Source organism: Microbacterium sp. 10L49 (assembly GCF_056395125.1).
This window is the reverse complement of sequence record NZ_JBFTIW010000001.1, coordinates 56454-79007: the sequence shown is the minus strand read 5'-3', so window position 1 is coordinate 79007 and position 22554 is coordinate 56454. Positions and strand designations below refer to the sequence as shown.

Here is a 22554-nt window from a genome sequence, read left to right as displayed (position 1 = left end):
ACATCGCCGCGCCCCCACGCGGCGGACCGGGCCGGAGGGCGTCCATCGCGGACGCCCTCCGCGGCTCTCAGTCGGTGTGCGACGGGCGGATCACGACCAGGAGATCGCCGGCGTCGACCTGCTGGGTGGCGCCGATCGCAAGGCGCTCCACGACGCCGTCCACGGGTGCCGTGATCGCCGCCTCCATCTTCATCGCCTCGATGGAGGCGATCGCCTCGCCGGCGCTCACCGCCTGTCCTGCCTCGGCCTTCAGCGTCACCACGCCCGAGAACGGGGCAGCCACCTGACCAGGCTTGGAGGTGTCCGCCTTCTCGACCTCACGCACATCGACCTTGAGGGAGCGATCCCGCACGAACACCGGCCGGAGCTGGCCGTTCAGCGTGGTCATGACCGTGCGGAAGCCCTTCTCGTCCGCTTCGCCGATCGCCTCGAGCCCCACATAGAGCTGCACCCCGGGGTCGATCTCCGCGACGTGCTCCTCACCAGGCACGAGGCCGTAGAGGTAATCGGGCGTGCCCAGCGCGGACAGGTCTCCGAATGCCGCGCGATTGCGCTCGAACTCCGCGGCCGGCCCGGGGAAGAGCACACGGTTCAGCGTCTGCCGCCGTTCCAGGCTCTCTCCGTCGAGTGCGCGCTGCTCGTCTTCGGAGATCGGGACCACGTCGATCGAGACCTTCCGCCCCGCCAGCACCTTCGTGCGGAACGGCTCCGGCCATCCGCCGGGCAGATCGCCCAGCTCGCCGGCCATGAAGCCGATCACGGAGTCGGGGATGTCGTAGTTCTGCGGATTCTGCTCGAAGTCCGCGGGGTCCGCTCCTGCCGCGACGAGAGCCAGGGCGAGATCACCGACGACCTTCGACGAGGGGGTCACCTTGGGGATCCGGCCGAGGATCCGGTCCGCCGCCGCGTACATGTCCTCGATGCGCTCGAAGTCGTCCGCGAGGCCCAGGGCGATGGCCTGCTGGCGCAGGTTGGACAGCTGCCCTCCGGGGATCTCGTGGTGGTACACGCGGCCCGTGGGTGCGGCCAGTCCTGACTCGAAGGGGCGGTAGAGCTGGCGCACGCCCTCCCAGTACGGCTCCAGGTCGCCGATCGCCTGCAGATCCAGCCCGGTGTCGCACTCGGTGTGCGCGAGAGCCGCCACGAGGGCCGACAGCGACGGCTGGCTCGTCGTGCCGGACATCGGCGCCGCCGCGGCGTCCACGGCGTCCGCTCCCGCCGCACTGGCGGCCAGCAGCGTCGCGAGCTGCCCGCCGGCGGTGTCGTGCGTGTGCACCTGGACGGGCAGGTCGAACCGCTCGCGCAGCGCGGACACGAGGCGCGCCGCCGCCGCGGGGCGGAGGAGGCCCGCCATGTCCTTGATCGCGAGGATGTGCGCGCCGGAGTCCACGATCTGCTCCGCGAGGCGCAGGTAGTAGTCCAGGGTGTAGAGCTGCTCCGCGGGGTCCAGCAGATCGCCGGTGTAGCAGAGCGCCACCTCGGCGACCGCGGTGCCGGTCTCCAGCACCGCGTCGATCGCGGGCCGCATCTGCGACACGTCGTTGAGCGCGTCGAAGATGCGGAAGACGTCGATCCCGGTCGTCGCGGCCTCACGCACGAACGCGTTCGTCACCTCGACCGGCCGCGGCGTGTACCCGACCGTGTTGCGCCCGCGCAGCAGCATTTGCAGCGGGATGTTGGGGATCGCCTTCCGCAGCGCCTCCAGGCGCTCCCACGGGTCCTCCGCGAGGAAGCGCAGCGCGACGTCGTAGGTCGCGCCGCCCCATGCCTCGATCGAGAGCAACTGCGGCGTCATGCGCGCCGCGTGCGGGCCGACTCGCACCAGATCCCGGGTGCGCACCCGCGTCGCGAGCAGCGACTGGTGCGCGTCGCGGTAGGTCGTCTCCGTCACGGCGAGCGCGGTCTGCTCGCGCAGCGCGCGGGCGAACCCGGCCGGTCCCAGCCGGAGCAGACGCTCACGGGCTCCTGCGGGCGGCTCGACGCTCAGATCGATCTTCGGGAGCTTGCTCCCGGGCGAGGGCGACAACGGCTTCTGGCCGTACGGCCTGTTCACCGTGACGTCGCCGAGCCAGTTCAGCAGACGCGTGGCCCGGTCCCTCGAGGGGTTGGTCGTGAGCAGCTCAGGCCGCTCTTCGATGAAGAGCGTCGACACGTCTCCGGCGACGAACGCCGGGTCGTTGAGCACGGCGCGCAGGAACGGGATGTTCGTCGCGACGCCACGGATCCGGAACTCGGCAAGAGCGCGCTTCGCCCGGGCCACCGCCGCAGGGAAGTCCCTGCCACGGCAGGTCAGCTTCGCGAGCATCGAGTCGAAGTGCGGGCTGATCTGCGAGCCGGCGGCCGTGGTGCCGCCGTCGAGGCGGATGCCGGCACCGCCGGGCGAGCGGTAGGTCGTGATCCGGCCGGTGTCGGGACGGAATCCCTGCGCCGGGTCCTCCGTGGTGATCCGGCACTGCAGCGCGGCGCCGCGCAGCTGGATGCTGTCCTGGTCCAGGCCCAGATCCGCCAGCGTCTCCCCGGCGGCGATCCGGATCTGCGACTGCACGAGGTCGACGTCCGTGACTTCTTCGGTCACGGTGTGCTCGACCTGGATCCGCGGGTTCATCTCGATGAACACGACTTCACCCGCGCGCTCCCCTGCCGTCTCCAGCAGGAACTCGACCGTGCCCGCGTTCTCGTAGCCGATGGACTTCGCGAAGGCGACGGCGTAGCCGTGCAGAGCCGTGCGGATTCCGTCATCGAGGTTCGGAGCCGGAGCGATCTCGATCACCTTCTGGTGACGACGCTGCACCGAGCAGTCGCGCTCGAACAGATGCACCGTGTGCCCCGTGCCGTCCGCGAGCACCTGCACCTCGATGTGCCGGGGCCGTTGCACCGCCTGCTCGAGGAACACTCGCGCGTCACCGAAGGCGCTCCCGGCCTCGCGCATGGCCTCGGCCAGCGCCGGCGCCAGCTCCCCGATCGACTCGACCCGGCGCATGCCGCGTCCGCCGCCGCCGGCCACGGCCTTGACGAAGATCGGGAAGCCGATGTCGGCAGCCTGTCCGACGAGCTCGTCGACGTCGTCGGACGCGTCGGTCGAACGCAGCACCGGCACGCCGGCTGCGACCGCATGCTGCTTCGCCGTCACCTTGTTGCCGGCCATCTCCAGCACGTGCGCCGGCGGGCCGATGAAGGCGATCCCGTTCTCGGCGGCGCGTGCCGCCAGCTCCGGGTTCTCCGAGAGGAAGCCGTAGCCGGGGTAGATCGCGTCGGCGCCGCACTCCCGCGCGACGCGGATGATCTCCTCGACGTCGAGGTAGGCCCGCACCGGGTGCCCGACCTCCCCGATCTGATACGACTCATCCGCCTTCTGGCGGTGGATGGATCCGCGATCTTCCCAGGGGAAGACGGCGACCGTCTTCGCCCCCACCTCGAACGCGGCTCTGAAGGCCCGGATCGCGATCTCTCCACGATTGGCCACAAGGATCTTCTGGAACATGGCACCTCGAACACTGGGGGCGCAGCGACGCGCATCGGGGGCTGAGTGTGTCCTCAGCCTAGAGGAAGGTAACGTGGTGTCCGTGCACGTACTCAGCGTCAGTTCCCTCAAGGGCGGTGTCGGAAAGACGACCGTGACCCTCGGCCTCGCTTCGGCGGCGTTCGCCCGCGGCGTCCGGACCCTCGTGGTCGATCTCGACCCGCAGTCCGACGTCTCCACCGGCATGGACATCCAGGTCGCCGGCCGGCTCAACATCGCCGACGTCCTGGCCAACCCCAAGGAGAAGGTGGTCCGCCAGGCCATCACATCCTCCGGCTGGGCGAAGGTGCACCCCGGGACGATCGACGTGCTCATCGGCAGCCCGTCGGCGATCAACTTCGACGGCCCGCACCCGAGCGTGCGCGACGTGTGGAAGCTCGAGGAGGCGCTGGCCGCCGTCGAGGCCGACTACGACCTCGTGCTGATCGACTGCGCCCCGTCGCTGAACGCGCTCACCCGCACCGCGTGGGCCGCGAGCGATCGCGTCATGGTGGTCACCGAGCCGGGCCTGTTCTCGGTCGCCGCCGCGGACCGCGCCCTGCGCGCGATCGAGGAGATCCGCCGCGGCCTCTCCCCCCGGCTGCAGCCGCTCGGCATCGTGGTCAACCGCGTGCGCCCGCAGTCCATCGAGCACCAGTTCCGCATCAAGGAGCTGCGCGACATGTTCGGCCCGCTCGTGCTCTCGCCGCAGCTGCCGGAGCGCACATCGCTGCAGCAGGCGCAGGGCGCCGCGAAGCCGCTGCACATCTGGCCCGGCGACTCCGCGCAGGAACTCGCCGCCGACTTCGACACGCTGCTGGACAGGGTGATCCGCACCGGGCGCATCGCCCTGCCCGACGACACCCGCGTCTGAGCGGACTCGGCGGTTCGCAAGAGCCCCGATACGACGAGAGCCGGTCCCCGAGGGGGCCGGCTCTCGTCGTTGCTGTTCCCGTGCGGTCAGGCGGTGCGACGGGCGCGGCGCGCGGCCAGGTCGTCCGCCGGCTCGGCGACGAGCGCATCGAACTCGACCAGCGTCGCCTCGACCTCGTGGAAGACCTTGCCCACGGCGATGCCGAAGACGCCCTGGCCTCGGCTCAGCAGGTCGATGACCTCGTCGTTCGAGGTGCACAGGTAGACCGAGGCGCCATCGCTCATGAGGGTGGTGCCGGCGAGGTCGCGGATGCCGGCGGCCCTGAGCTGATCGACGGCGGTGCGGATCTGCTGCAGCGAGATGCCGGTGTTGAGCAGCTCCTTGACGAGCTTGAGCACGAGGATGTCGCGGAAGCCGTACAGGCGCTGGGATCCGGATCCGCTCGCGCCGCGCACGGTCGGGACGACCAGCTCGGTGCGCGCCCAGTAGTCCAGCTGGCGGTACGTGATGCCCGCCGCACGGGCGGCCACGGCGCCGCGGTAGCCGACCTCGTCGTCCATCGCGGGAAGTCCGTCGGTGAAGAGGAGATCGTCTCCGAACGACGGTGCATCGCCCCGTTCCTCGGCGCTCATGGCATCCTCCTCATCCTGAAGGCACAGCATCCTTCAACCACAACCTGAAAGTCGATGACTCCACGCTAGAACAGCGCGGACCCCCCGACAACGACATCCGTCCCGACAAGGGGGTGTGTCGCAATCAGTTCGTTACGACAGCAGCCGGCCGATGCCGTCTTTGACCAGGAGCGAACGCACCTCGTCCAGACGGGACGCCAGTTCGGGGGCCATCTCGCTGGCCCGCGCCCGCGACGGAGTGTCGGTGCGGCGCAGCAGCGCAGACAGCGCCGATTGGACCAGGGCGATGTCGCGCTCGGCGCTCTGCCGCAGCGGACGCAGGTGGCGCGGCCCGATGCCGTGGCCGTCCAGCGCCGCCAGCGCGCGCAGCAGCGACACCGCGGACTCGGGGTAGGTCTCGGCCGCCGGAAGCATGCCGCTCGACACCGCGTCGCCGAGGAGGGCGTGCGACGCACCCGCCGCGTGGACCAGCTCGTCGCGGCGGTACCGGCGCGGACCCTGCACGATCGATGCGGGTAGTTCCGGCGAGCCGCCGGACTCGTCGAGCGCGTCGAGGTGCTCGCGGATGACCTTGAGCGGCAGGTACTGGTCGCGCTGCAGCGTCAGCGCGACGCGGATCCGCTCCAGGTCGGCCGCGGAGAACTTGCGGTACCCGGACGCGGTGCGCACGGGGTTGACGATCCCCTTCTCCTCCAGGAACCGGAGCTTGGAGGCGCGTACGTCGGGGAACTCCGGCGTGAGACGTGCGAGCACCTGGCCGATGCTCAGCAACCCGGTGGGGGCAGAACGCTCGGCGGCCGACGCCGCCATCAGTCGTTCGCCTGCGCGAGATCCACGGGTGAGGCGAAGAAGTTCAGCCGGAACTTGCCGACGCGCACCTCGTAGCCGTTTCGCAGTTCGCTGCGATCGACCCGCTCGCCGTTCACGTACGTGCCGTTCAGCGAACGCTGATCGACGATCTCGAACGCGGTGCCGGTGCGGATGACCTCCGCATGCCGCCGGGAGACCGTGACGTCATCGAAGAAGATGTCCGCCTCAGGATGACGTCCGACCGTCGCCACCGCCGTGTCGAGCAGATAGCGGGCACCGGCGAGCGCGCCGGAACGGACCAGCAGCAGCGCGGAACCCGAGGGGAGCGCGGCGATCGCCGCCTGCTCGACCTCGGTCAGCTCGGCGCCGAACGGGACGAACGACAGGTCGGAGTCGTGCCCGAACGTCTGCGTGGTGTCGTGCAGGGGCTCACCGCCGCGGCGGACGGCGCCTTCGGGAACGTCGTTCTCAGTCACTGTTTCTCCCCCTCCTCTGGCGTTCCAGCCTATCGGAAGCGCGCGGCCCCCGGGAGCCGGATCCGGGGCTGTCTCACCTGCCCGAGCCCGCTCGCGCGGGCGATAGGCTGGGAGCATGCCACACTACGACGTCGTCATCCTCGGCGCTGGCCCCGGCGGCTACGTCGCCGCCGTCCGCAGCGCCCAGCTCGGCCTTTCCACCGCCATCATCGAGGAGAAGTACTGGGGCGGCATCTGCCTCAACGTGGGGTGCATCCCCTCGAAGTCACTCCTGAAGAACGCGGAGATCGCGCACACGTTCAACCACAAGGCCGAGTTCTTCGGCATCTCGGGTGACGTGCACTTCGACTTCGGCGCCGCATTCGACCGTAGCCGCAAGGTCGCGGACACCCATGTCAAGGGCATCCACTTCCTGATGAAGAAGAACAAGGTCGTCGAGTACGACGGCCGCGGCACCTTCACGGGCCCGAAGGCGATCTCCGTGGCCAAGTCCGACGGCACGACCGAAGAGGTCACGTTCGACAACGCCATCATCGCGACCGGATCCACCGTCCGCCTACTGCCGGGCGTGCAGCTGAGCGACAACGTCGTCACCTTCGAGGAACAGATCCTCACCCGCGACCTGCCCGAGTCGATCGTCATCGTCGGCGCCGGCGCGATCGGCATGGAGTTCGGCTACGTGCTGACCAACTACGGCGTGAAGGTCACCATCATCGAGTTCCTCGACAGGGCGCTGCCCAACGAGGACGTCGAGGTCTCCAAGGAGATCCAGAAGCAGTACAAGAAGCTCGGCGTCGACATCCTCACCTCGACCGCGGTGAAGACCGTCACCGACAACGGCTCGTCCGTGCACGTCACCTACGAGACCCGCGACGGCCAGCCCGGCGAGATCACCGCCGGCAAGGTCCTCATGTCGGTCGGTTTCGCTCCGAACGTCGACGGCTACGGCCTGGAGAACACGGGCGTCAAGCTCACCGAGCGCGGCGCGATCGACATCGACGACCACATGCGCACCAACGTCGAGGGCATCTACGCGATCGGCGACGTCACCGCCAAGCTGCAGCTCGCGCACGTCGCCGAGGCGCAGGCCGTCGTCGCCGCCGAGACCATCGGCAAGGCCGAGACGATGACCCTGGGCGACTACCGCATGATGCCGCGCGCCACGTTCTGCCAGCCGCAGGTGGCCAGCTTCGGCCTCACCGAGGAGCAGGCCAGGGCCGAGGGTCGCGAGATCAAGGTCGCGAAGTTCCCGTTCAGCGCGAACGGCAAGGCGAACGGCCTGGGCGAGCCGGTCGGTTTCGTCAAGCTGATCGCGGACGCGGAGCACCTCGAGCTCATCGGCGGCCACCTGATCGGCCCCGACGTGTCCGAGCTCCTGCCCGAGCTGACCCTCGCGCAGAAGTGGGACCTCACGGCGCTCGAGGCCGCTCGCAACGTGCACACGCACCCGACGCTGTCGGAGGCGCTGCAGGAGGCGTTCCACGGCCTCGCGGGCCACATGATCAACCTCTGATCGGATCCGATCGGACAGAGGGCCGGTCACGCCATGCGCGTGACCGGCCCTCTGTCGTCTCCGCTCGGTGTGGTCAGAGGCCGCGCATCGTCACCAGGCCGGCCGCCCACGGACGCAGCGGCGCGGAGCCCAGGGTCCGGATGAGCGTCTCCCTCGCCCCGAGCGGAACGCCCTGCGCGGGGGCGCCCATCGACATGTAGAACGCGCTGCGCCGCTGGGCCGTGCGGGCGGATCGGGCCGCGCGACGTGCGTAGTCGCCGAGGTCAGCCCCGCCCTCGGTCAGCGCCGCGCGCAGCGCCGCGGCCAGCCGACCGGCGTTCACCCAGCCGAGGTTCATCCCCTGGCCGCCGATCGGGCTGATCTCGTGCGCGGCGTCGCCCAGCAGCGCAACGCGACCGCGGACGAACGTGCGCGCCAGGTGCTGGGTCGCGACAAAACGGGTCGGCGGGGTGTCGTCGCTGATCTCCGGATCCTGCCCGATCCGCGTTGCGATCGCCGCACGCAACTCCGCCGCCGTGTGCACGCTGTCGGATCGCAGCACCCACCGCCGCATCCCGCCCGGCAGCGGGAACGACTCCACGAGCCCGCCGGGCTCGCAGTGCAGCCGCGCGCGGGCGTCTCCCGCGAGATCGGGCACGTCCGCCATCGCGTACGCGGCGCGCCCCGGGCGGCGCCGCCAGCCCAGGCCGAGCTCTCGGCGCAGGGCGCTGTGCACGCCGTCCGCGAGCACCACGAACGCTGCGGTGATCTCCAGGCGGCCGGCCGGCCGGTCGACCGCCAGCCGCACGAAGTCGCCCTCGTCCCGGACGGCACCGGCGGTGCAGCCGAAGCGCAGAGTCCCGGCGGACAGCGTTTCCAGCCGATCCCGCAGCAGGGCGTGGGTGCGCTGCTGCGGGAGCACGCGCACGCGGCGCGACTCGGGGAAGGTCAGGGCCGCCAGGATCCGACCGCGGCTGAGCACGTCGCCGCCTTCGAGCGTCAGGGCCTCGGCTCGGACCGCCTCGCCCACGCCTGCGCGGTCGAGCAGCTCCAGGCCGGGCGGATGGATCCCGATCGCCCGGCTGCGCAGGTCGTCGCCGCGGCGGCGTTCGCAGACCAACACGTCGGCGCCGTCCTGGGCGAGCAGGCAGGCCAGCAGCAGCCCGACAGGACCGGCGCCGACGATCACGACCTCATGATCGTGCAGCGTGGTCCTGACCAGCGGCCCGTCAGGATCGGACATCGCCCGGCTCGCGCCGCAGTTCCAGCCGCGCGGGCAGCCCGCGCCGCACGATCCAGCCCGCCGGGGCGACGGCCGCGAGTTCGGCGGGCGTGTAGGACCGACGGATGCTGGTCAGCCCATCGGCGCGGATGAAGGATCCCGCGAGCAGATTCCCGGCGAAGGGCCATGTCCCCGCCGCGAACAGGATGTACGCGGCACGACTGCGCGCGATGTCTCGATGCACCACGAGCCCTGCCCCACCGGCGAGGTACGCGGTGTCGGCGAGCATCTGCTGCAGCTCCGCCGGGTCCAGGTGGTGCAGCATGTGGTTGGACACCACGATGTCGTAGGACTCTCCGGCCCTGACCAGGTCGGCGACGAACGCGCACCGGTAGACCACCCCGGCATCATCGTCCTGCGCGGCCGACCAGGCCGTGGCCCGCTCGTCGGCATCCAACGCGATGATCTCGGCGGCGAGCCGGTCTCTGGCGAGCCGCGCCGCGAGCGCGCGGCAGAGGTCCCCGCCTCCCGCGCCGACGTCCAGGATCCGCACCCGCCCTGCCCTGGCCCGCGGCCGGATGTCGCGCCGATACAGCGCACCGACGCGGGACACCACGGCGTTCACCGCGCCGAAGCGCCGGTAGGTGCGTTCCAGTGTCTGCGGATCCGCCCGCGGGTCGTCCATCAGCTCGCGCAGGTCGACGGCGCGTGCGGACAGGTCAGCGCCCATCGCCCTCGGCGCCGACGACGGTCATCAGCGCGCTCTCCGCGGTCAGGCCGGGCCCGAAAGCCATCGCCGAGACGCGTTCGCCGCGATGCGCCCCCTCCTCCTCCAGGATCCGCCGCAGCACGAACAGGATCGTCGCACTGGACATGTTCCCGTGCGTCCGCAGCGTCTCCCTGGCCGGGTGCAGCTGCACGTCGCTGAGAGCGAGGCGGTCCTGGACGCGGTCGAGGATGCTGCGCCCACCCGGGTGGATCGCCCAGTGCCGCACCTCCTCGCCGATCCTGCCGTCCTGGAACGACGCTTCCAGCTCCCCCGCGTACAGCGGGCGCAGCGCATCGATGATCGTCTCTCCGATGATCTGCGGCACCGCGGTGGAGAGGATCATCTCGAAGCCGTGGTCCCCGATGGTCCACGCCATGTCCTTCTCCCCCTGCGGGGCGATCGCGGTGTGGAACCGGTCCAGGCGCAGCCCGGCGGCGGCGGACGGACGTGCCGTGACGATGCCGGCCGCCGCCCCGTCGGCGAACAGGGAGGAGGCGACGATCAGGTCCGGGTTCTCCGAGGAACGCAGGTGCAGGGTGCACAGCTCGACGCTGACCACCAGCACCACGGCGTCCGGATCCGCGGCGCAGAACTGGCTCGCCACCCGCAGCGCCGGCATCGAGGCGTAGCAGCCCATGAAGCCGAGGTGGTAGCGCTGCACCGATTCCGGAAGACCCAGCGCTCGCACGATCTCGTACTCCGGGCCCGGGGCATGGAAGCCCGTGCAGGAGACCGTGACCACGTGCGTGATGTCGGCGGCGGCGATCTCGGGGTCGGCGTCGAGGGCGGCGCGGGCGGCGGCGACGAACAACCGCGTCGCTTCGCGGACGTAGACGTCGTTGCGGGTTCCGGTGCCCGGGGAGAGCAGGTCACCGGTGGTGCGGTCGAAGAAGACCGGATCCGCGTCCGTCTCGGCCAGCGTGAGCTCGCTGAGCACGGTGCGGCGGGTGTCGATGCCTGATCCGTCGAACGAGGCTGTGACGATGCGGCGGGCCAGCCGACTCAGGCCCGGTTGCGCGGCGAAGACGTCGCGCACCTCGCTCTGATGAAGGACCGTGTCCGGGACGACCGTCTGCAGGGACCTCAGCACCGCGGGGCTGCTCATGGTGCCACTCAAGCATGCTGTCCGCGTCGCGGGAAGGGTCTTGCGGATCCCGCTCGGACTCTGCGACACCGCCCGGATCGGGCGACGAAGGTCTCAGCGGATCCGGAGAACTGCCACGCTTCCGCTCAGAACCCGAGGGCGCGACCGAGCTTGGATCCGGAGGGCGACTTCCGGCCGCCAGCGGCGATGACCGCCTGCTCCACGGCCCGGAAGAAAGCCAGCCGGCCTTCTTCGTCTGCCGGAGCCGCGGGGCCCAGCTCCATCTCCCACTCGCGCCATTCCCGCTGACCGCCCCGACGCAGGTCGGTGCCGCGGACGCGATCGTCCACGAACTCGGCCACCACGCCGCCGCGACCGATGAGCAGGTAGGCGGTGCGGGCGTTCTCGATACGTGCGAGCGGGAGGACGGGATGCGTCGTCCACTGGGCGATGATCTCCGCGACCGCGGACGGCATCTCGTCCCCCTCGCCGAGCGGCCAGCCGAGCTCGACGCGGCCGTCGCCGCTGCGGGGACCCTTCACATGCCATCCCTCGTCCGGCCCTCCGGTGCGCCGCCGCAGGGCGACGCCGGCGCGGGCGAGGTCGCCCGCGGCCGTGTCGAAGTAGCGGGCGTCCAGAGCGCGGGCCTCGCCCTCGGTCACGAGGTCCACACCGGGGACCGCATCCCACGACGGCAGCGGAGTGCTGTCGTCGACGTCGTACTTGCGCTCGACCTCGACGGTGCGGGACGGCTCAGACATCCGAGGGATTGAGGTCGTCCTGGGATCCCTGGTACCAGTACTGGTACTCGGTCGGGCCGTCGTGCTCGCCGGTGTGCGTCGGCTCGCCACGCCGGTTGTAGACGAGCAGCGTCTCGCTGTAGGGGACGGCGATCTCGTCGTCCGCCGATCCGAGAGGGATGATCTGCCCGTCCAGCGGGCCGCCGTGAAGCCGTGCGAGTGCCATGTGCTCACCCTAATCCCCGGCCACCCGTCGGATGCGATCCTCGTGCGGCGTTGTTCACGCGGGGGTCGCGAGAGGTTCTCATGCCACGGCCACACCGAGTGCTCCGCCCACGATCATCCACGGCCCGAACGCGATGTGCGTCGAGCCGGTCGCCCGGCGGAGCACGATGAGCCCGAGCGCGTGCACGGCGCCCAGCACGAAGGCCGCCGTCGCGCCGATGAGGAGCGCCTGCCACCCGTGCCAGCCCAGGACCACCCCGATGAGTGCGGCGAGTTTCACGTCTCCGCCGCCCATGCCCTCACGGCTCAGCATCCGCAGCAGCGCATAGAAGCCGCCGAGGATCAGCATCCCCCACAGCGCGCCGAGCAGTCGCGCGCCCGCGTCCGCGAACACCGCTCCGGCGAGCGCGAGCAGGAGGGCGCCCGCGAGCGTCGGCAGCACGATCCGGTCGGGGAGCCGGTGCGACGTGATGTCGATGGCGATCAGCCAGACCCCGATCCCGAGCAGCACGAGATGCGCCAGCACGACGACGACAGCGGTGAGATCCACACCCCGACGGTAGAAGATCGGCGCGATGCCCGTGAGCGGGCTGTGGACAACTCCGCCCAGAACGTCGGCGCGACTCCGGTCAGGCAGAGCGGAGCAGGATCCGCCCGTCCTCGACCTTCGCCTCCCAGCGCGGCTGCGGCACGCTCGCGGGGCCTCGCTGCACCGAGCCGTCTTCGATGCGGAACCTGCTGCCGTGCCACGGGCAGGTGATGCAGCCGTCCGCCCCGAGCTTGCCCTCGTCGAGTGGGCCGCCCTCGTGACTGCAGACGGCGGAGATCGCGTGCAGATCGCTGTTCACACGGATGAGCAGCACCGGAACGCCGCCCACCAGCACCCGTGACCGGGCGCCCTCGGCGAGATCGGCGTCGGCGCCCACGTCGGTCCAGCGCCGCACCGAGCCTTGGAACGCCGTATGGTTCACACCGGCGCCGCGGACGAAGGAGAGATGCCCGCCCAGGTACGACGATCCCAGGGTGAGGCCGAGCCCGAGCAGGCTGAGCGCCGCACCCGCGCCGTGGTGGCCGCGCCGGCGCACGAGCCAGGACGTGATCTGCAGCACGGAGGCCGTCGCGTTCGCGGCGGCATGGATCAGCCCGACCCGTTTCGCGGGGCCGTGCAGGGCCGACCAGTCGGAGGCGCCCGCCGCCGCCGTCGGCGCGGAGGCGAGGATGCCGAGGCCGACGAGGCGGCGGGACGCCGCCGGGTCCGCCCCGGTGAGATCGAGCACCGTGGCCGCACCCCATGCTCCGATCGGCAGATCCGTGAGCATCGGATGGACCTGATGGCCCAGCCAGGATCCGGAGAGCGCGTTCTTCACAGGCGTGGAGCGGGTGGCGGCGTCGACCCAGCCGCTCAGTTTCTCCGCCGCGGGATCGAGTCCCTTGGTCTTCCCGATCGTCCGGATCAGGGACTGCATCGCCGCTGTCACTCGCATGGGATCTCTCCTCCGCACCGTGTGGTCGAAGCCTCCTGTCTACCTTCGCGCTGAGCGAGGGTCAACGGCTTGACAGGCGGGCTGTGCTGCGCAAGCTGATAGCCTCGCCGCGATGAATGAGAGCGCCCATCCCCTGCCGCATGACGATGTGCATCGCCTGCTGACGGGGATGTACGACGACTATCTGCGCGGCGACTCCGCGGCGATCGACGCTCTGCTGGCGGAGGACGTGACGATCTTCGACTCCGCCTCCGAACCCCTGGTGACAGGACTCGAGGAACTCGCGACCCTCCGCGGCCGACGCAGAGGCGCCGCGGAGGATCAGAGCGCACCGGCCTGGACGGAGACCTCTCTGACCATCGAGGATCTCCGCGTGCGCGCGGTCGGTGGCGTCCTCGTCGCGACCTGGTTGCTGCGGGTGGACGGGATCGACGAGCACGGCGCCGCTATCTCCCCCGAGCTGTCGCGCAACACCGCCGTGCTGCTGCGCCAGGCGGACGACTCGCTGCGCATCGCGCACCTGCACGAGGACGTGCGCCAGGAGGCTCACCCCGTCGTGTGACGATGCGGATCGCTGTCTGCCTGACGGCGGACGGATCCGTCCCGCCCCTTCTCCCGCTCTCGGCATCCATGTCGGATGTACGAGTTATCGTCGTCTCTGCTGTTGCAGTATTAGAAGAGATCTTCGAGAATGGAGTCATGGGGATGACGCTCGCTTCCATGATCGCCCCCGACGCCGACACCCGCGCCGAGGATGTGCTGAGACTGCGCCGCGAGATCACCCGCATGCAGCGCCGCCGGAGCGACCTGCCGCTGATCCCGGTGCCCCCTCCCCTCGAGCCGATCCTCCCCGAAGGGGGCCTGCAGGTCGGCACGACGTATGCGCTCTCCCCCTCCCCCGGGCTCATCGGGGCGCTGCTCGCCGGCGCCTCGCGCACCGGTGCATGGTGCGCGGCCGTCGGCATGCCCACCCTGGGCGTGGAGGCGCTGGCCGGGCATGGCGTGGATCTGGACCGCCTCCTCCTCGTCCCCGCCCCTGGGCCGCGCTGGCTCTCCGTGGTCTCGGCGCTGAGCGAGGTGATCCCGCTCATCGCGATCCGCCCCTCCTCCGCGGTGCGGGATGCGGAGCTGAGCCGGCTGAGCGCCAGGCTCCGCGATCGCGGCTGCACGCTGCTGGTCGTCTCCGGGGCCGCCGGCGCCCCTCTCGTCTGGCCGCAGAGCGAAGGCTCCCTCCAGGTGCATGACCCGCACTGGCGTGGGCTCGGATCCGGTTGGGGCGCATTGGAGGAGTGCGAGGTGACGGTCACCGCGCGCACCCGGCGCTCCCCTGCGCCGCAGAGCGTGCGGGTGCGCCTGCCGGGGATGCACGGCATGGTCGAGGCCGTCGCGCCCACGGCACCCCGCCTCATCCCGCTCCCGTCCATGCACGTCGCCCCGCGTCCGCTCGCCGACGCACCCGCGCTCCTGGCGGTGGCGGGATGAGCGGCGCGACACGGGAGCCGGTCCGGGTGATCGTGCTGTGGTTCCCGGACTGGCCGCTGCGCGCAGCCCTAGGCGCCGAAGCCAGCGAGCCCGCGGCGATCCTGCATGCGAACAGGGTCATCGCCTGCAGCGCGGCGGCACGCGCCCACGGCGTGCGGATCGGACAGCGCCGCAGAGAGGCACAGGGACTGCTGCCGAACCTGCGCATCCTGCCCGCGGATCCGGCCAGGGACGAACGGGCGTTCCTGCCCGTCCTGCGTCTGATCGAGGAGCAGGCCCCGGGGGCGCAGCTGCTCCGGCCGGGGCTCGCGCTGCTCCGGGCCCGCGGTGTCGCGCGCTTCCACGGCGGAGAGGTCGAGGCGGCGCGCGCTCTGCACGCCCGCCTCGAGGAAGAGGGGCACCCCGAGGTGCGGATCGGGATCGCGGACGGGCCGTTCACCGCCGAGCTCGCGGCGCGCGGCGCGGATCCGGTGCTCGTAGTCGGTGCAGGCGCCTCCGCTGCTTTCCTCGCCCCGCTGCCCGTGCAGGCCCTGCAGGATCCGGAGGTGACCGCGCTGCTGCTCCGCCTCGGCGTACGCACCCTCGGCGAGCTCACCGCCCTCGGTGCGGAACGGCTGCGCGCACGTTTCGGCGAACATGGAGCGCGTCTGCACGCCCTGGCGGCGGGCGCGGACTCCCGCCCCGTCGTGCCGCGCCCACCGGATCCGGAGCTCGTGTCGGAGGTCGAGTTCGAGTCCCCCCTGGGGCAGTCCGACCAGATCGCGTTCGCCGTCCGGCAGAGCGCCGACGCCGTGATCCTCGCCCTCGCGAGGGCCTCGCTGGTGTGCACCGAGGTGCGCATCGACCTCACAGACGACGACGAGCAGGTGACCTCGCGCACCTGGCTGCATCCCACCTGCTTCGAGGCCTCCGACCTGGTCGACCGGGTGCGCTGGCAGCTGGAGTCGCTGGCAGCCGAGACCGCCGCCACCGGCGACGATGACGAGGCGCACCGGTTCCGCGGCATCGTGCGGGTGCGCATCGCCCCCGTCGCCGTCGATGACGCCGCGCACCATCAGCCGGGCCTGTTCGGATCCGGCACCGACGAGCGGCTGCACCACGCGGTCTCCCGCGTGCAGACCCTGCTCGGACATGAGGGCGTGGTCACCGCCGTCGTGGCCGGCGGGCGCCTCGTCGCCGACCGGCAGCAGCTGACGCCCTGGGGCGAGCGAGTGGTGCCGTCCCGGCCCGCGGACCAGCCCTGGCCCGGGCAGCTGCCGGATCCGCTGCCGGCCGAGGTGTTCGTCCCCCCGCGGCCGATCGCGGTGACCGCCGCCGATGGCAGCGCGGTCGACATCGACGGTCGCGGGCTGCTCACCGCCGAGCCGGCGGCCGTCGACGCGTGCGCGGTGCTGTCCTGGGCTGGCCCCTGGCCGGTGCGGGATCGGCGCGGGGATCCCGCGGGCTCGTTCCGCGGCGAGCGCCTGCAGCTCGTCGACGTGCAGGAGCGTGCCTGGCTGGTGCTTCATCAGGGCGATCAGTGGTGGGCCGAAGGGAGGTATCACTGATGGGCTTCCACAACCCCGACATGTCGTGGGCCGCGCTGGAGCGCACCCTCAGCGGCAAGGCCCCCCGCGACGGAGCCTGCGACGGCGAAGCCACGGACGGCGACGGGCGACTGCATCAGCAGATCGCGATCGACGCACCCTCCCGCATGCACAAGCGCCCGCCCATCCGGCTGAACGGGATCGAGCGTCCGAAGAACGCCGTCCCCTACGCCGAGCTGCATGCGCACTCCTCGTACTCCTTCCTCGACGGCGCCTCCTCCCCCGAGGACCTCATCGCCGAGGCGCAACGGCTCGGGCTCACGGCCCTCGCGATCACCGACCACGACGGTTTCTACGGCGCCGCGAGCTTCGCCGAGGCCGCCGAATCCCTGGCGCAGGCGGAGAAGAACGCGAGAACGGAGGCCCCGGAGGACGCCGAGCCTCCCGGACCGCCGTTGCAGACCGTGTTCGGTGCGGAGCTGTCGCTCCCCGGCCCCGACGCGCACGGTCGCGGACCGCGCGGGAGCGCGGGGCTGCGGCCACCGCCGGAGCGCCGAGGCCTCCCGGATCCGCTCGGCGAGCACCTGCTCGTGCTGGCCCGTGGCGAGGAGGGCTACCACCGCCTCTCCGCCGCGATCACCGAGGCGCAGCTGCGCGGGGGCGAGAAGGGGCGGCCGTTCTACGAGATCGAGTCGCTGGCGAACCGCGCCGAGGGGCATTGGACGATCCTCACCGGCTGCCGCAAGGGCGGCGTCCGCAGCGCCCTGGAACGGGAGGGACCGGAGGGTGCGGAGCGGGCTCTGCTCACCCTCGTCGATCTGTTCGGCACCGACAGGGTCGCCGTGGAGCTCATCGATCACGGCGATCCGCTCGACAGCCGGCGCAACGACGCCCTCGCCGCCCTCGCGCTCCGGCACGGCCTGCCCATGGTCGCGACGAACAACGTGCACTACGCCGCGCCGGAATCTGCCCAGCTCGCCGAGGCGATCGCCGCCGTGCGCGCCACCCGCAGCATGCGGGAGCTCGAGGGCTGGCTGCCCGCGCACGGCACAGCGCACTTGCGCTCTGGTGCGGAGATGACGGCACGCTTCGCCCGCTACCCGGGGGCGATCGCGGCGGGCCTCGAGATCGCCGAGGCCTGTGCCTTCCCGCTGCGCCGCGCCAAGCCTGCGCTGCCCACGATGAGCGTCCCCCCGGGTGAGACCCCGATGAGTCACCTGCGGGCGCTGGTCTGGGCGGCCGTGCCCTCGGCCTATCCCGACGGCACCCCGAAAGAGCTCACCGACGAGGGGAAGAGCCGCATCGAGCGGGAGCTGAACGTGATCGAGGAGAAGGACTTCCCCGGCTACTTCCTCATCGTGCACGGGATCGTGGCCGAGGCGAAGCGCCGCGGGATCCTCTGCCAGGGCCGCGGATCGGCCGCGGCGAGCGTGGTCTGCTATCTGCTCGGCATCACCGCCGTGGATCCGATCCTGTACGGGCTACCCTTCGAGCGCTTCCTCGCCACGACCCGCACCGAGGAGCCCGACATCGACGTCGACTTCGACTCGGGGCGGCGCGAGGAGATCATCCAGTGGGTGTACGAGGAGTACGGCCGGGAGAACGCGGCGCAGGTCGCGAACGTGATCCAGTACCGCCCGAAGAACGCGGTGCGCGACATGGCCAGGGCGTTGGGGTATTCCCCGGGGCAGCAGGACGCCTGGTCGCGCCAGGTGGAGCGCTGGGGGCTGGATCTGAGCCCCGTCCCCGACCACGACATCCCCGAGCAGGTGGTCGCCTATGCCGATGAGCTGCTGCGCGCACCCCGGCACCTGGGGATCCACTCCGGCGGCATGGTGCTCACCCGGCGCCCGGTCGGCGAGGTCGTTCCTGTCGAGCACGCCCGCATGGAGAAGCGCACCGTCATCCAATGGGACAAGGACGCGGCGGCCTGGATGGGCCTGGTGAAGTTCGACCTGCTCGGGCTCGGGATGCTCTCCGCGCTGCGGCACTGCTTCGACCTGGTCCGCGACGCCACCGGCGAGGAATGGACGCTCGACTCCCTGCCGAAGGAGGAGCCGGCGGTCTACGACATGCTCTGCCGCGCCGACACGATCGGGGTGTTCCAAGTCGAGTCCCGCGCGCAGATGGGGCTGCTCCCCCGGTTGCAGCCGCGGGAGTTCTACGAGCTCGCGATCCAGATCGCGCTCATCCGCCCCGGCCCCATCCAGGGCGGGGCGGTGCATCCGTTCGTTCGTCGCAAGCTGGGCCAGGAGACCGTCACCTATGCGCATCCGAAGCTGGAGCCGGTGCTGAGTCGCACGCTCGGCATCCCGGTGTTCCAGGAGCAGCTCATCCAGATGGCGACCACGCTCGGCGACTGCACCGCCGACGAGGCCGACACCCTGCGCCGCGCGATGGGATCCAAGCGGGGCCTGGAGAAGATCGACAGCATCAGGGAGAGCCTGTATACGGGCATGCGCCGGCACGGACTGGACGAGGAGACCTCGGACCGCATCTACGCGCAGATCCAGGCGTTCTCCGATTTCGGCTTCGCAGAATCGCACTCCCTCTCGTTCGCGCTGCTCGTGTACGCCAGCTCCTGGCTCAAGCTGCACTACCCCGCCGCGTTCCTCGCGGGCCTGCTGCGCTCTCAGCCCATGGGGTTCTACTCGGCAGCGACCCTCACCGGCGACGCCCGCCGGCACGGGGTCGAAGTGCGCCGGCCCGACATCCGGCGCTCCGGGGCGACGGAGACCCTCGAGCCTGTGGATCCGGCGGCGACCGGGCGCACCGGCCTGGATGCCTGCGTGCATCAGCTCCCCGCGCGGCCTCCCGGTGTGAAGGCTGCGCCGTTCGACCCGAAAGCCCCCGACGAGACCCTTGCGCACCGCAGGGACGGCCGCTTCGCCGTGCGGCTGGGGCTTGCCGGCGTCACCGGGATCGGCGAGAAGACGGCCGAGCGGATCGTTGCCGCTCGCGTGTCCCACGGTCCGTACCGGGACCTGAACGATCTCGTGCGCCGCACCGACCTCACCGCCTCCCAGGTGGAGGCCCTCGCCACCGCCGGGGCCTTCGACTCCCTCGGGCTGCAGCGCAGGGAGGCGATCTGGCTGGCCGGCTCCGCGGCGGAGGATCGCGCCCGCTATCTGCCCGACACGGTGGTCGCCGTGCAGCCGCCGCTGTTCGGCGACCAGACCAGCTACGAGATCCTCACCGCCGACCTCTGGGCGACCGGGGTGTCCACCGATGACCACCCACTCGCGCACTTCCGCGCGGAGCTCGACGCGCGCGGCGTGCTGTCCTCCTCCGCGCTGCGCACCCACGAGAACGGCCGGCGGGTCGAGACGGCGGGCCTCGTGACCCACCGGCAGCGCCCGTCCACGGCGGGCGGCGTGACCTTCCTCAACCTCGAGGACGAGCACGGTCTGGTGAACGTCATCTGCACCCAGGGCGTGTGGCTGCGCTACCGCCGGATCGCCCGGGAGTCACCCGCGCTGATCGTGCGCGGCGTCCTGGAGCGCTCTCCCGAGGGCGTCACCAATCTGCTGGCCGACGCGTTCGAACAGCTCGCGGTGGGCGTGACGCATCATTCCCGGGACTTCCAATGAGCGCGGATCGAGCCCCGGAGCTCCCGAACGAGACGGGTGCCCGCGCCCGCCCTCACCAGAAGCGGGGCGTCTCCTCCTGCGGCGGACGGTCGGTGCCGCCCCAGACGGCGGCCTGGGCCTTCGCGGCCGCGGCCGCGGCCGAGGCGCCTTCGAGCGCGATCGCGGATCCGCGGAGATCGACCGCACCGCCCGGGACGGCGTCGAGCACGAGCTCCGTGACCACGCCTTCCTCCGTCGCCAGCACCGTGCACGCCTCCACCCGGCCGCGCCAGGGCAGTGCCCCGAGCTCGGGCAGGACGGATCCGGGCACGCGGTAGACGACACCGGTGGTCAGGTCGCGGATCCGCACGGCACGGGACTCCTCGTCCACGGCCACGATGCGCCCGACGCCGAGCGGCGCGGACAGCGGGAGGATCAGGGTCACGGCCATGGCTCCACCTTCGTTCAGAACACCCGCAGGGGCAAGCGGCTCGGCGCGGGCAGACGCTCTCAGCTCTGTGGTGCCGGCGCCTGCGCGCTCGCGGAGACGAGACTGTCGTAGTGCCGGTCGACATACAGCAGCGGCGCACCGGGGGTGCCCTCGATCACGTCGAGCACGTCGAGCAGCACGAGCGCCGAGGGCCCGACCGGGTGCGTCTCCCGGATGGTGCCGCGCACCGCGACCCTGGCCGATGGCAGGAACGGCTCGCCGGTCGGCAGCGTCCGGAATCCCTGCTCCGGGGTGAAGCGCGGCTCGCCCGACCGGGCGAACGCGTCGGCGATGGGCTCCTGCCCGGCGACGAGGAAGTGCACGAGCACACTGGGAGCGGAGAGGATCCCGCCCGCGCTTCCGGTCGCGCGCGTGACGGAGAAGACGAGCACCGCGGGGTCGGCGCTCACCGAGGCGACACTCGACAGCGTGAGGCCCACGGGGCCGTCCGGGGCGATCCCCGTCACCAGCGCGACCCCGGCGGGGTGATGCCGGAATGCTCCCTTGAACTTCTCGGTGACGTCCTCTTCCAGACCGGGGGTGCTCATCGTGCTTCTCTCTGTCGTTGCCGCGGGCACAGCGTTCGGGCCCACCCTCAACGGTATGCCCGTTCCCGCACGCCGGATGCGATCCCGTCTCACTCCGTCATCGCGATGTCGGTGCTTCGTGCTGCAATCACCCCATGACGACGGTGACCAAGGTCGATCTCACCAAGAGCCTGGACGGCTATCGCGCTCGCGCCGGCGACTTCCGCCTCCTCGATCTGCCGCCGAGCCGCTATCTCGCGATCGACGGCCATGGGGATCCGAACACGGCTCCTGCCTATGCCGAGGCGCTCGAGGCGCTGTATCCGGTCGCGTACGCGCTCAAGTTCGCCAGCAAGCGCGAGCTCGACCAGGATTACGTCGTCCCGCCGCTGGAGGGGCTGTGGTGGGCGGACGAGATGGACGCATTCACGACGGCCCGCGACAAGTCGCGCTGGGACTGGACGATGCTGATCCTCATCCCCGAATGGATCGAGGACGCGCTCGTGGAGGCTGTGATCGCTGACGTCCGCACGAAGAAGGCACCGGTGCGGCTCGACGACCTGCGAATACTCCCGTTGTCGGAAAGGCTCTGCCTGCAGACCCTGCACATCGGATCCTTCGACGACGAGGCGCCGCTCCTCGAACGCATGCATGACGAGGTGATCCCGGAGCAGGGCCTGCGCTTGGCGGGCCTGCATCACGAGGTCTACCTGAGCGACGCCCGCCGGGTTGCTCCCGAGAAGCGCCGCACGATCCTTCGCCAGCCCGTGACGCCCGCCTGATCACGCGCAGCCCCGTGGCTGGTCAGCCGCGCAGCGGGCGCACGGTCAGGATCTGCTGCACCGTCCCGACCGGGCCTCGCTCATCGTGCAGCACGGTGTCGGTCAGGCCCAGCCCGGTCGGACCGATCGAGACCGTCGTGTCGAACCCGATCCACTCCCCCTCGGGCTCGGCGAAGAGGTGGCAGGTGAGATCGACGTTCGGGAACGCGACCTGCGTCGGCGCCAGGCGCAGCGTCAGTCCGTTGGCGAAGTCGACCATGCCCAGCAGCCGCGAGATCGGCCCGACCGGCTCTCCCCGCAGCAGCGGGATCTGCGGCCTCAGCCAGGCCCACGCGTGCCCCGGCTGCCGCTGTCCCCGATGGAAGTCCACGCTGCGGACGGCCCCTCCCTGCCAGTGATCGCTCATCTCCCACGGGTCGAGCTCGTTGCGGTCCGGCATCGCGGGCAGCGCACTGCCGGCGAACGCGCGGGTGTCTGCCGCCTGCATGAACCAGGCTCGCGCGATGACTGCGGCGCGCCCGTCGTGGCTCAGCACCGCTTCCACGAGCTCGATCGTACGGCCGGGACGCAGGATCCGGACATCGAGGTCGACGCGCTCGATCGGGATCGTGCCGAGGATGTCGTACGAGATCCGTCCGAGCTGCAGATCGCCGCCCCGACGCTCAGCGTGTTCCCGTTCGATCGCATGCGCGATGAGGCCCAGCGACGGCGCGATGTGCTGCTCCTCGGTGCTCCACGCGCCTTCGACGGCAGCGGTCGGGAGAAAGGCGGACGCATCGACGCGCTCGAAGTAGGCGGGCATGTTCGGATCCTACGTCGACCGCGATCGTCCCCGAACCGGCGGCTCACGGCCGCCGGTTCGGGATGGCGC

At 71.2% G+C, this 22554-nt stretch carries 21 protein-coding genes; 7 read left to right on the top strand and 14 right to left on the bottom strand.

The annotated features are described in order from the left end of the window. Window positions 1-67: 67 nt before the first annotated feature. Complete coding sequence (locus AC1DCT_RS00400; RefSeq protein ID WP_477426928.1) at window positions 68-3481, bottom strand: pyruvate carboxylase; 3414 nt, start codon at window positions 3479-3481, stop codon at window positions 68-70. A gap of 82 nt (window positions 3482-3563) precedes the next feature. Here AC1DCT_RS00400 and AC1DCT_RS00395 point away from each other — a divergent pair, with 82 nt between their 5' ends. Beyond that, window positions 3564-4373 carry a ParA family protein gene (locus tag AC1DCT_RS00395; protein WP_045252454.1) on the top strand — a complete coding sequence of 270 codons (810 nt, stop codon included), beginning with the start codon at window positions 3564-3566 and terminating at the stop codon, window positions 4371-4373. 86 nt (window positions 4374-4459) lie between these two features. Here AC1DCT_RS00395 and AC1DCT_RS00390 read toward each other — a convergent pair whose 3' ends face one another. From AC1DCT_RS00390 to AC1DCT_RS00380, 3 genes are all read right to left on the bottom strand, one after another. Further along, window positions 4460-5005: a MerR family transcriptional regulator gene (locus AC1DCT_RS00390; RefSeq protein ID WP_440731419.1), complete on the bottom strand. Its 546-nt coding sequence runs from the start codon at window positions 5003-5005 to the stop codon at window positions 4460-4462. Window positions 5006-5137: 132 nt separating this feature from the next. After that, entirely contained in the window at window positions 5138-5815 is a 678-nt protein-coding gene (gene ftsR / locus AC1DCT_RS00385) for a transcriptional regulator FtsR (RefSeq protein WP_477426926.1), read from the bottom strand. Next, on the bottom strand, window positions 5815-6291 hold the full coding sequence (locus tag AC1DCT_RS00380) for an FHA domain-containing protein (protein ID WP_440731417.1): 477 nt from the start codon (window positions 6289-6291) through the stop codon (window positions 5815-5817). The genes ftsR and AC1DCT_RS00380 overlap by 1 nt, the downstream gene beginning before the upstream one ends. 115 nt (window positions 6292-6406) lie before the next feature. Here AC1DCT_RS00380 and lpdA point away from each other — a divergent pair, with 115 nt between their 5' ends. Beyond that, the gene (gene lpdA, locus AC1DCT_RS00375) at window positions 6407-7804 is read left to right on the top strand and encodes a dihydrolipoyl dehydrogenase (RefSeq protein WP_441976948.1); all 1398 of its coding nucleotides are present in this window, start codon (window positions 6407-6409) and stop codon (window positions 7802-7804) included. Window positions 7805-7877: 73 nt separating this feature from the next. Here the strand turns inward: lpdA and AC1DCT_RS00370 are convergent, their stop codons facing one another. From AC1DCT_RS00370 to AC1DCT_RS00340, 7 genes are all read right to left on the bottom strand, one after another. Beyond that, window positions 7878-9026: an FAD-dependent oxidoreductase gene (locus AC1DCT_RS00370; protein WP_441976949.1), complete on the bottom strand. Its 1149-nt coding sequence runs from the start codon at window positions 9024-9026 to the stop codon at window positions 7878-7880. Next, the gene (locus AC1DCT_RS00365; RefSeq protein ID WP_477426924.1) at window positions 9013-9735 is read right to left on the bottom strand and encodes a methyltransferase domain-containing protein; all 723 of its coding nucleotides are present in this window, start codon (window positions 9733-9735) and stop codon (window positions 9013-9015) included. The genes AC1DCT_RS00370 and AC1DCT_RS00365 overlap by 14 nt, the downstream gene beginning before the upstream one ends. Further along, window positions 9725-10879, bottom strand: coding sequence for a type III polyketide synthase (locus AC1DCT_RS00360; protein WP_477426922.1), 1155 nt, complete (start codon window positions 10877-10879; stop codon window positions 9725-9727). The genes AC1DCT_RS00365 and AC1DCT_RS00360 overlap by 11 nt, the downstream gene beginning before the upstream one ends. Before the next feature lie 125 nt (window positions 10880-11004). Then, complete coding sequence (locus tag AC1DCT_RS00355; protein WP_441976952.1) at window positions 11005-11619, bottom strand: CYTH domain-containing protein; 615 nt, start codon at window positions 11617-11619, stop codon at window positions 11005-11007. Then, entirely contained in the window at window positions 11612-11824 is a 213-nt protein-coding gene (locus AC1DCT_RS00350; protein WP_440731411.1) for a response regulator, read from the bottom strand. Before AC1DCT_RS00350 ends, AC1DCT_RS00355 begins: the two co-directional genes overlap by 8 nt. 78 nt (window positions 11825-11902) lie before the next feature. Continuing rightward, window positions 11903-12373, bottom strand: coding sequence for a prepilin peptidase (locus AC1DCT_RS00345; protein WP_477426921.1), 471 nt, complete (start codon window positions 12371-12373; stop codon window positions 11903-11905). A 79-nt stretch (window positions 12374-12452) separates the two neighbouring features. Beyond that, window positions 12453-13307 carry a Rieske (2Fe-2S) protein gene (locus AC1DCT_RS00340; protein ID WP_441976954.1) on the bottom strand — a complete coding sequence of 285 codons (855 nt, stop codon included), beginning with the start codon at window positions 13305-13307 and terminating at the stop codon, window positions 12453-12455. 112 nt (window positions 13308-13419) lie between these two features. Here AC1DCT_RS00340 and AC1DCT_RS00335 point away from each other — a divergent pair, with 112 nt between their 5' ends. From AC1DCT_RS00335 to AC1DCT_RS00320, 4 genes are all read left to right on the top strand, one after another. Then, complete coding sequence (locus AC1DCT_RS00335; RefSeq protein WP_477426919.1) at window positions 13420-13869, top strand: YybH family protein; 450 nt, start codon at window positions 13420-13422, stop codon at window positions 13867-13869. A 143-nt stretch (window positions 13870-14012) separates the two neighbouring features. Then, window positions 14013-14789, top strand: coding sequence for a hypothetical protein (locus tag AC1DCT_RS00330; protein WP_477229284.1), 777 nt, complete (start codon window positions 14013-14015; stop codon window positions 14787-14789). Then, window positions 14786-16336 (top strand): DNA polymerase Y family protein, encoded by a 1551-nt coding sequence (locus tag AC1DCT_RS00325; RefSeq protein WP_477426917.1) that lies wholly within the window; start codon window positions 14786-14788, stop codon window positions 16334-16336. Before AC1DCT_RS00330 ends, AC1DCT_RS00325 begins: the two co-directional genes overlap by 4 nt. Beyond that, complete coding sequence (locus tag AC1DCT_RS00320) at window positions 16336-19905, top strand: error-prone DNA polymerase (RefSeq protein ID WP_477426916.1); 3570 nt, start codon at window positions 16336-16338, stop codon at window positions 19903-19905. The genes AC1DCT_RS00325 and AC1DCT_RS00320 overlap by 1 nt, the downstream gene beginning before the upstream one ends. Before the next feature lie 52 nt (window positions 19906-19957). Here AC1DCT_RS00320 and AC1DCT_RS00315 read toward each other — a convergent pair whose 3' ends face one another. Beyond that, entirely contained in the window at window positions 19958-20335 is a 378-nt protein-coding gene (locus AC1DCT_RS00315; protein ID WP_441976959.1) for a hypothetical protein, read from the bottom strand. A gap of 59 nt (window positions 20336-20394) precedes the next feature. Continuing rightward, entirely contained in the window at window positions 20395-20922 is a 528-nt protein-coding gene (locus AC1DCT_RS00310) for a flavin reductase family protein (protein WP_441976960.1), read from the bottom strand. A gap of 134 nt (window positions 20923-21056) precedes the next feature. Here AC1DCT_RS00310 and AC1DCT_RS00305 point away from each other — a divergent pair, with 134 nt between their 5' ends. Beyond that, entirely contained in the window at window positions 21057-21683 is a 627-nt protein-coding gene (locus AC1DCT_RS00305; RefSeq protein ID WP_477426913.1) for a GyrI-like domain-containing protein, read from the top strand. A 22-nt stretch (window positions 21684-21705) separates the two neighbouring features. Here AC1DCT_RS00305 and AC1DCT_RS00300 read toward each other — a convergent pair whose 3' ends face one another. After that, the gene (locus tag AC1DCT_RS00300) at window positions 21706-22485 is read right to left on the bottom strand and encodes a thioesterase family protein (RefSeq protein ID WP_477426911.1); all 780 of its coding nucleotides are present in this window, start codon (window positions 22483-22485) and stop codon (window positions 21706-21708) included. Window positions 22486-22554 lie beyond the last annotated feature (69 nt).

What these genes read in the sequence shown, in the direction of transcription:
- AC1DCT_RS00340 (WP_441976954.1), bottom strand. Translation starts at nt 13,307, where the DNA reads ATGCGAGTGACAGCGGCGATGCAGTCCCTGATCCGGACGATCGGGAAG.
- AC1DCT_RS00320 (WP_477426916.1), top strand. Translation starts at nt 16,336, where the DNA reads ATGGGCTTCCACAACCCCGACATGTCGTGGGCCGCGCTGGAGCGCACC.
- AC1DCT_RS00300 (WP_477426911.1), bottom strand. Translation starts at nt 22,485, where the DNA reads ATGCCCGCCTACTTCGAGCGCGTCGATGCGTCCGCCTTTCTCCCGACC.
- lpdA (WP_441976948.1), top strand. Translation starts at nt 6,407, where the DNA reads ATGCCACACTACGACGTCGTCATCCTCGGCGCTGGCCCCGGCGGCTAC.
- AC1DCT_RS00335 (WP_477426919.1), top strand. Translation starts at nt 13,420, where the DNA reads ATGAATGAGAGCGCCCATCCCCTGCCGCATGACGATGTGCATCGCCTG.
- AC1DCT_RS00305 (WP_477426913.1), top strand. Translation starts at nt 21,057, where the DNA reads ATGACGACGGTGACCAAGGTCGATCTCACCAAGAGCCTGGACGGCTAT.
- AC1DCT_RS00400 (WP_477426928.1), bottom strand. Translation starts at nt 3,481, where the DNA reads ATGTTCCAGAAGATCCTTGTGGCCAATCGTGGAGAGATCGCGATCCGG.
- AC1DCT_RS00390 (WP_440731419.1), bottom strand. Translation starts at nt 5,005, where the DNA reads ATGAGCGCCGAGGAACGGGGCGATGCACCGTCGTTCGGAGACGATCTC.
- AC1DCT_RS00310 (WP_441976960.1), bottom strand. Translation starts at nt 20,922, where the DNA reads ATGAGCACCCCCGGTCTGGAAGAGGACGTCACCGAGAAGTTCAAGGGA.
- AC1DCT_RS00330 (WP_477229284.1), top strand. Translation starts at nt 14,013, where the DNA reads ATGACGCTCGCTTCCATGATCGCCCCCGACGCCGACACCCGCGCCGAG.
- AC1DCT_RS00365 (WP_477426924.1), bottom strand. Translation starts at nt 9,735, where the DNA reads ATGGGCGCTGACCTGTCCGCACGCGCCGTCGACCTGCGCGAGCTGATG.
- AC1DCT_RS00325 (WP_477426917.1), top strand. Translation starts at nt 14,786, where the DNA reads ATGAGCGGCGCGACACGGGAGCCGGTCCGGGTGATCGTGCTGTGGTTC.
- AC1DCT_RS00315 (WP_441976959.1), bottom strand. Translation starts at nt 20,335, where the DNA reads ATGGCCGTGACCCTGATCCTCCCGCTGTCCGCGCCGCTCGGCGTCGGG.
- AC1DCT_RS00350 (WP_440731411.1), bottom strand. Translation starts at nt 11,824, where the DNA reads ATGGCACTCGCACGGCTTCACGGCGGCCCGCTGGACGGGCAGATCATC.
- AC1DCT_RS00360 (WP_477426922.1), bottom strand. Translation starts at nt 10,879, where the DNA reads ATGAGCAGCCCCGCGGTGCTGAGGTCCCTGCAGACGGTCGTCCCGGAC.
- AC1DCT_RS00355 (WP_441976952.1), bottom strand. Translation starts at nt 11,619, where the DNA reads ATGTCTGAGCCGTCCCGCACCGTCGAGGTCGAGCGCAAGTACGACGTC.
- AC1DCT_RS00370 (WP_441976949.1), bottom strand. Translation starts at nt 9,026, where the DNA reads ATGTCCGATCCTGACGGGCCGCTGGTCAGGACCACGCTGCACGATCAT.
- ftsR (WP_477426926.1), bottom strand. Translation starts at nt 5,815, where the DNA reads ATGGCGGCGTCGGCCGCCGAGCGTTCTGCCCCCACCGGGTTGCTGAGC.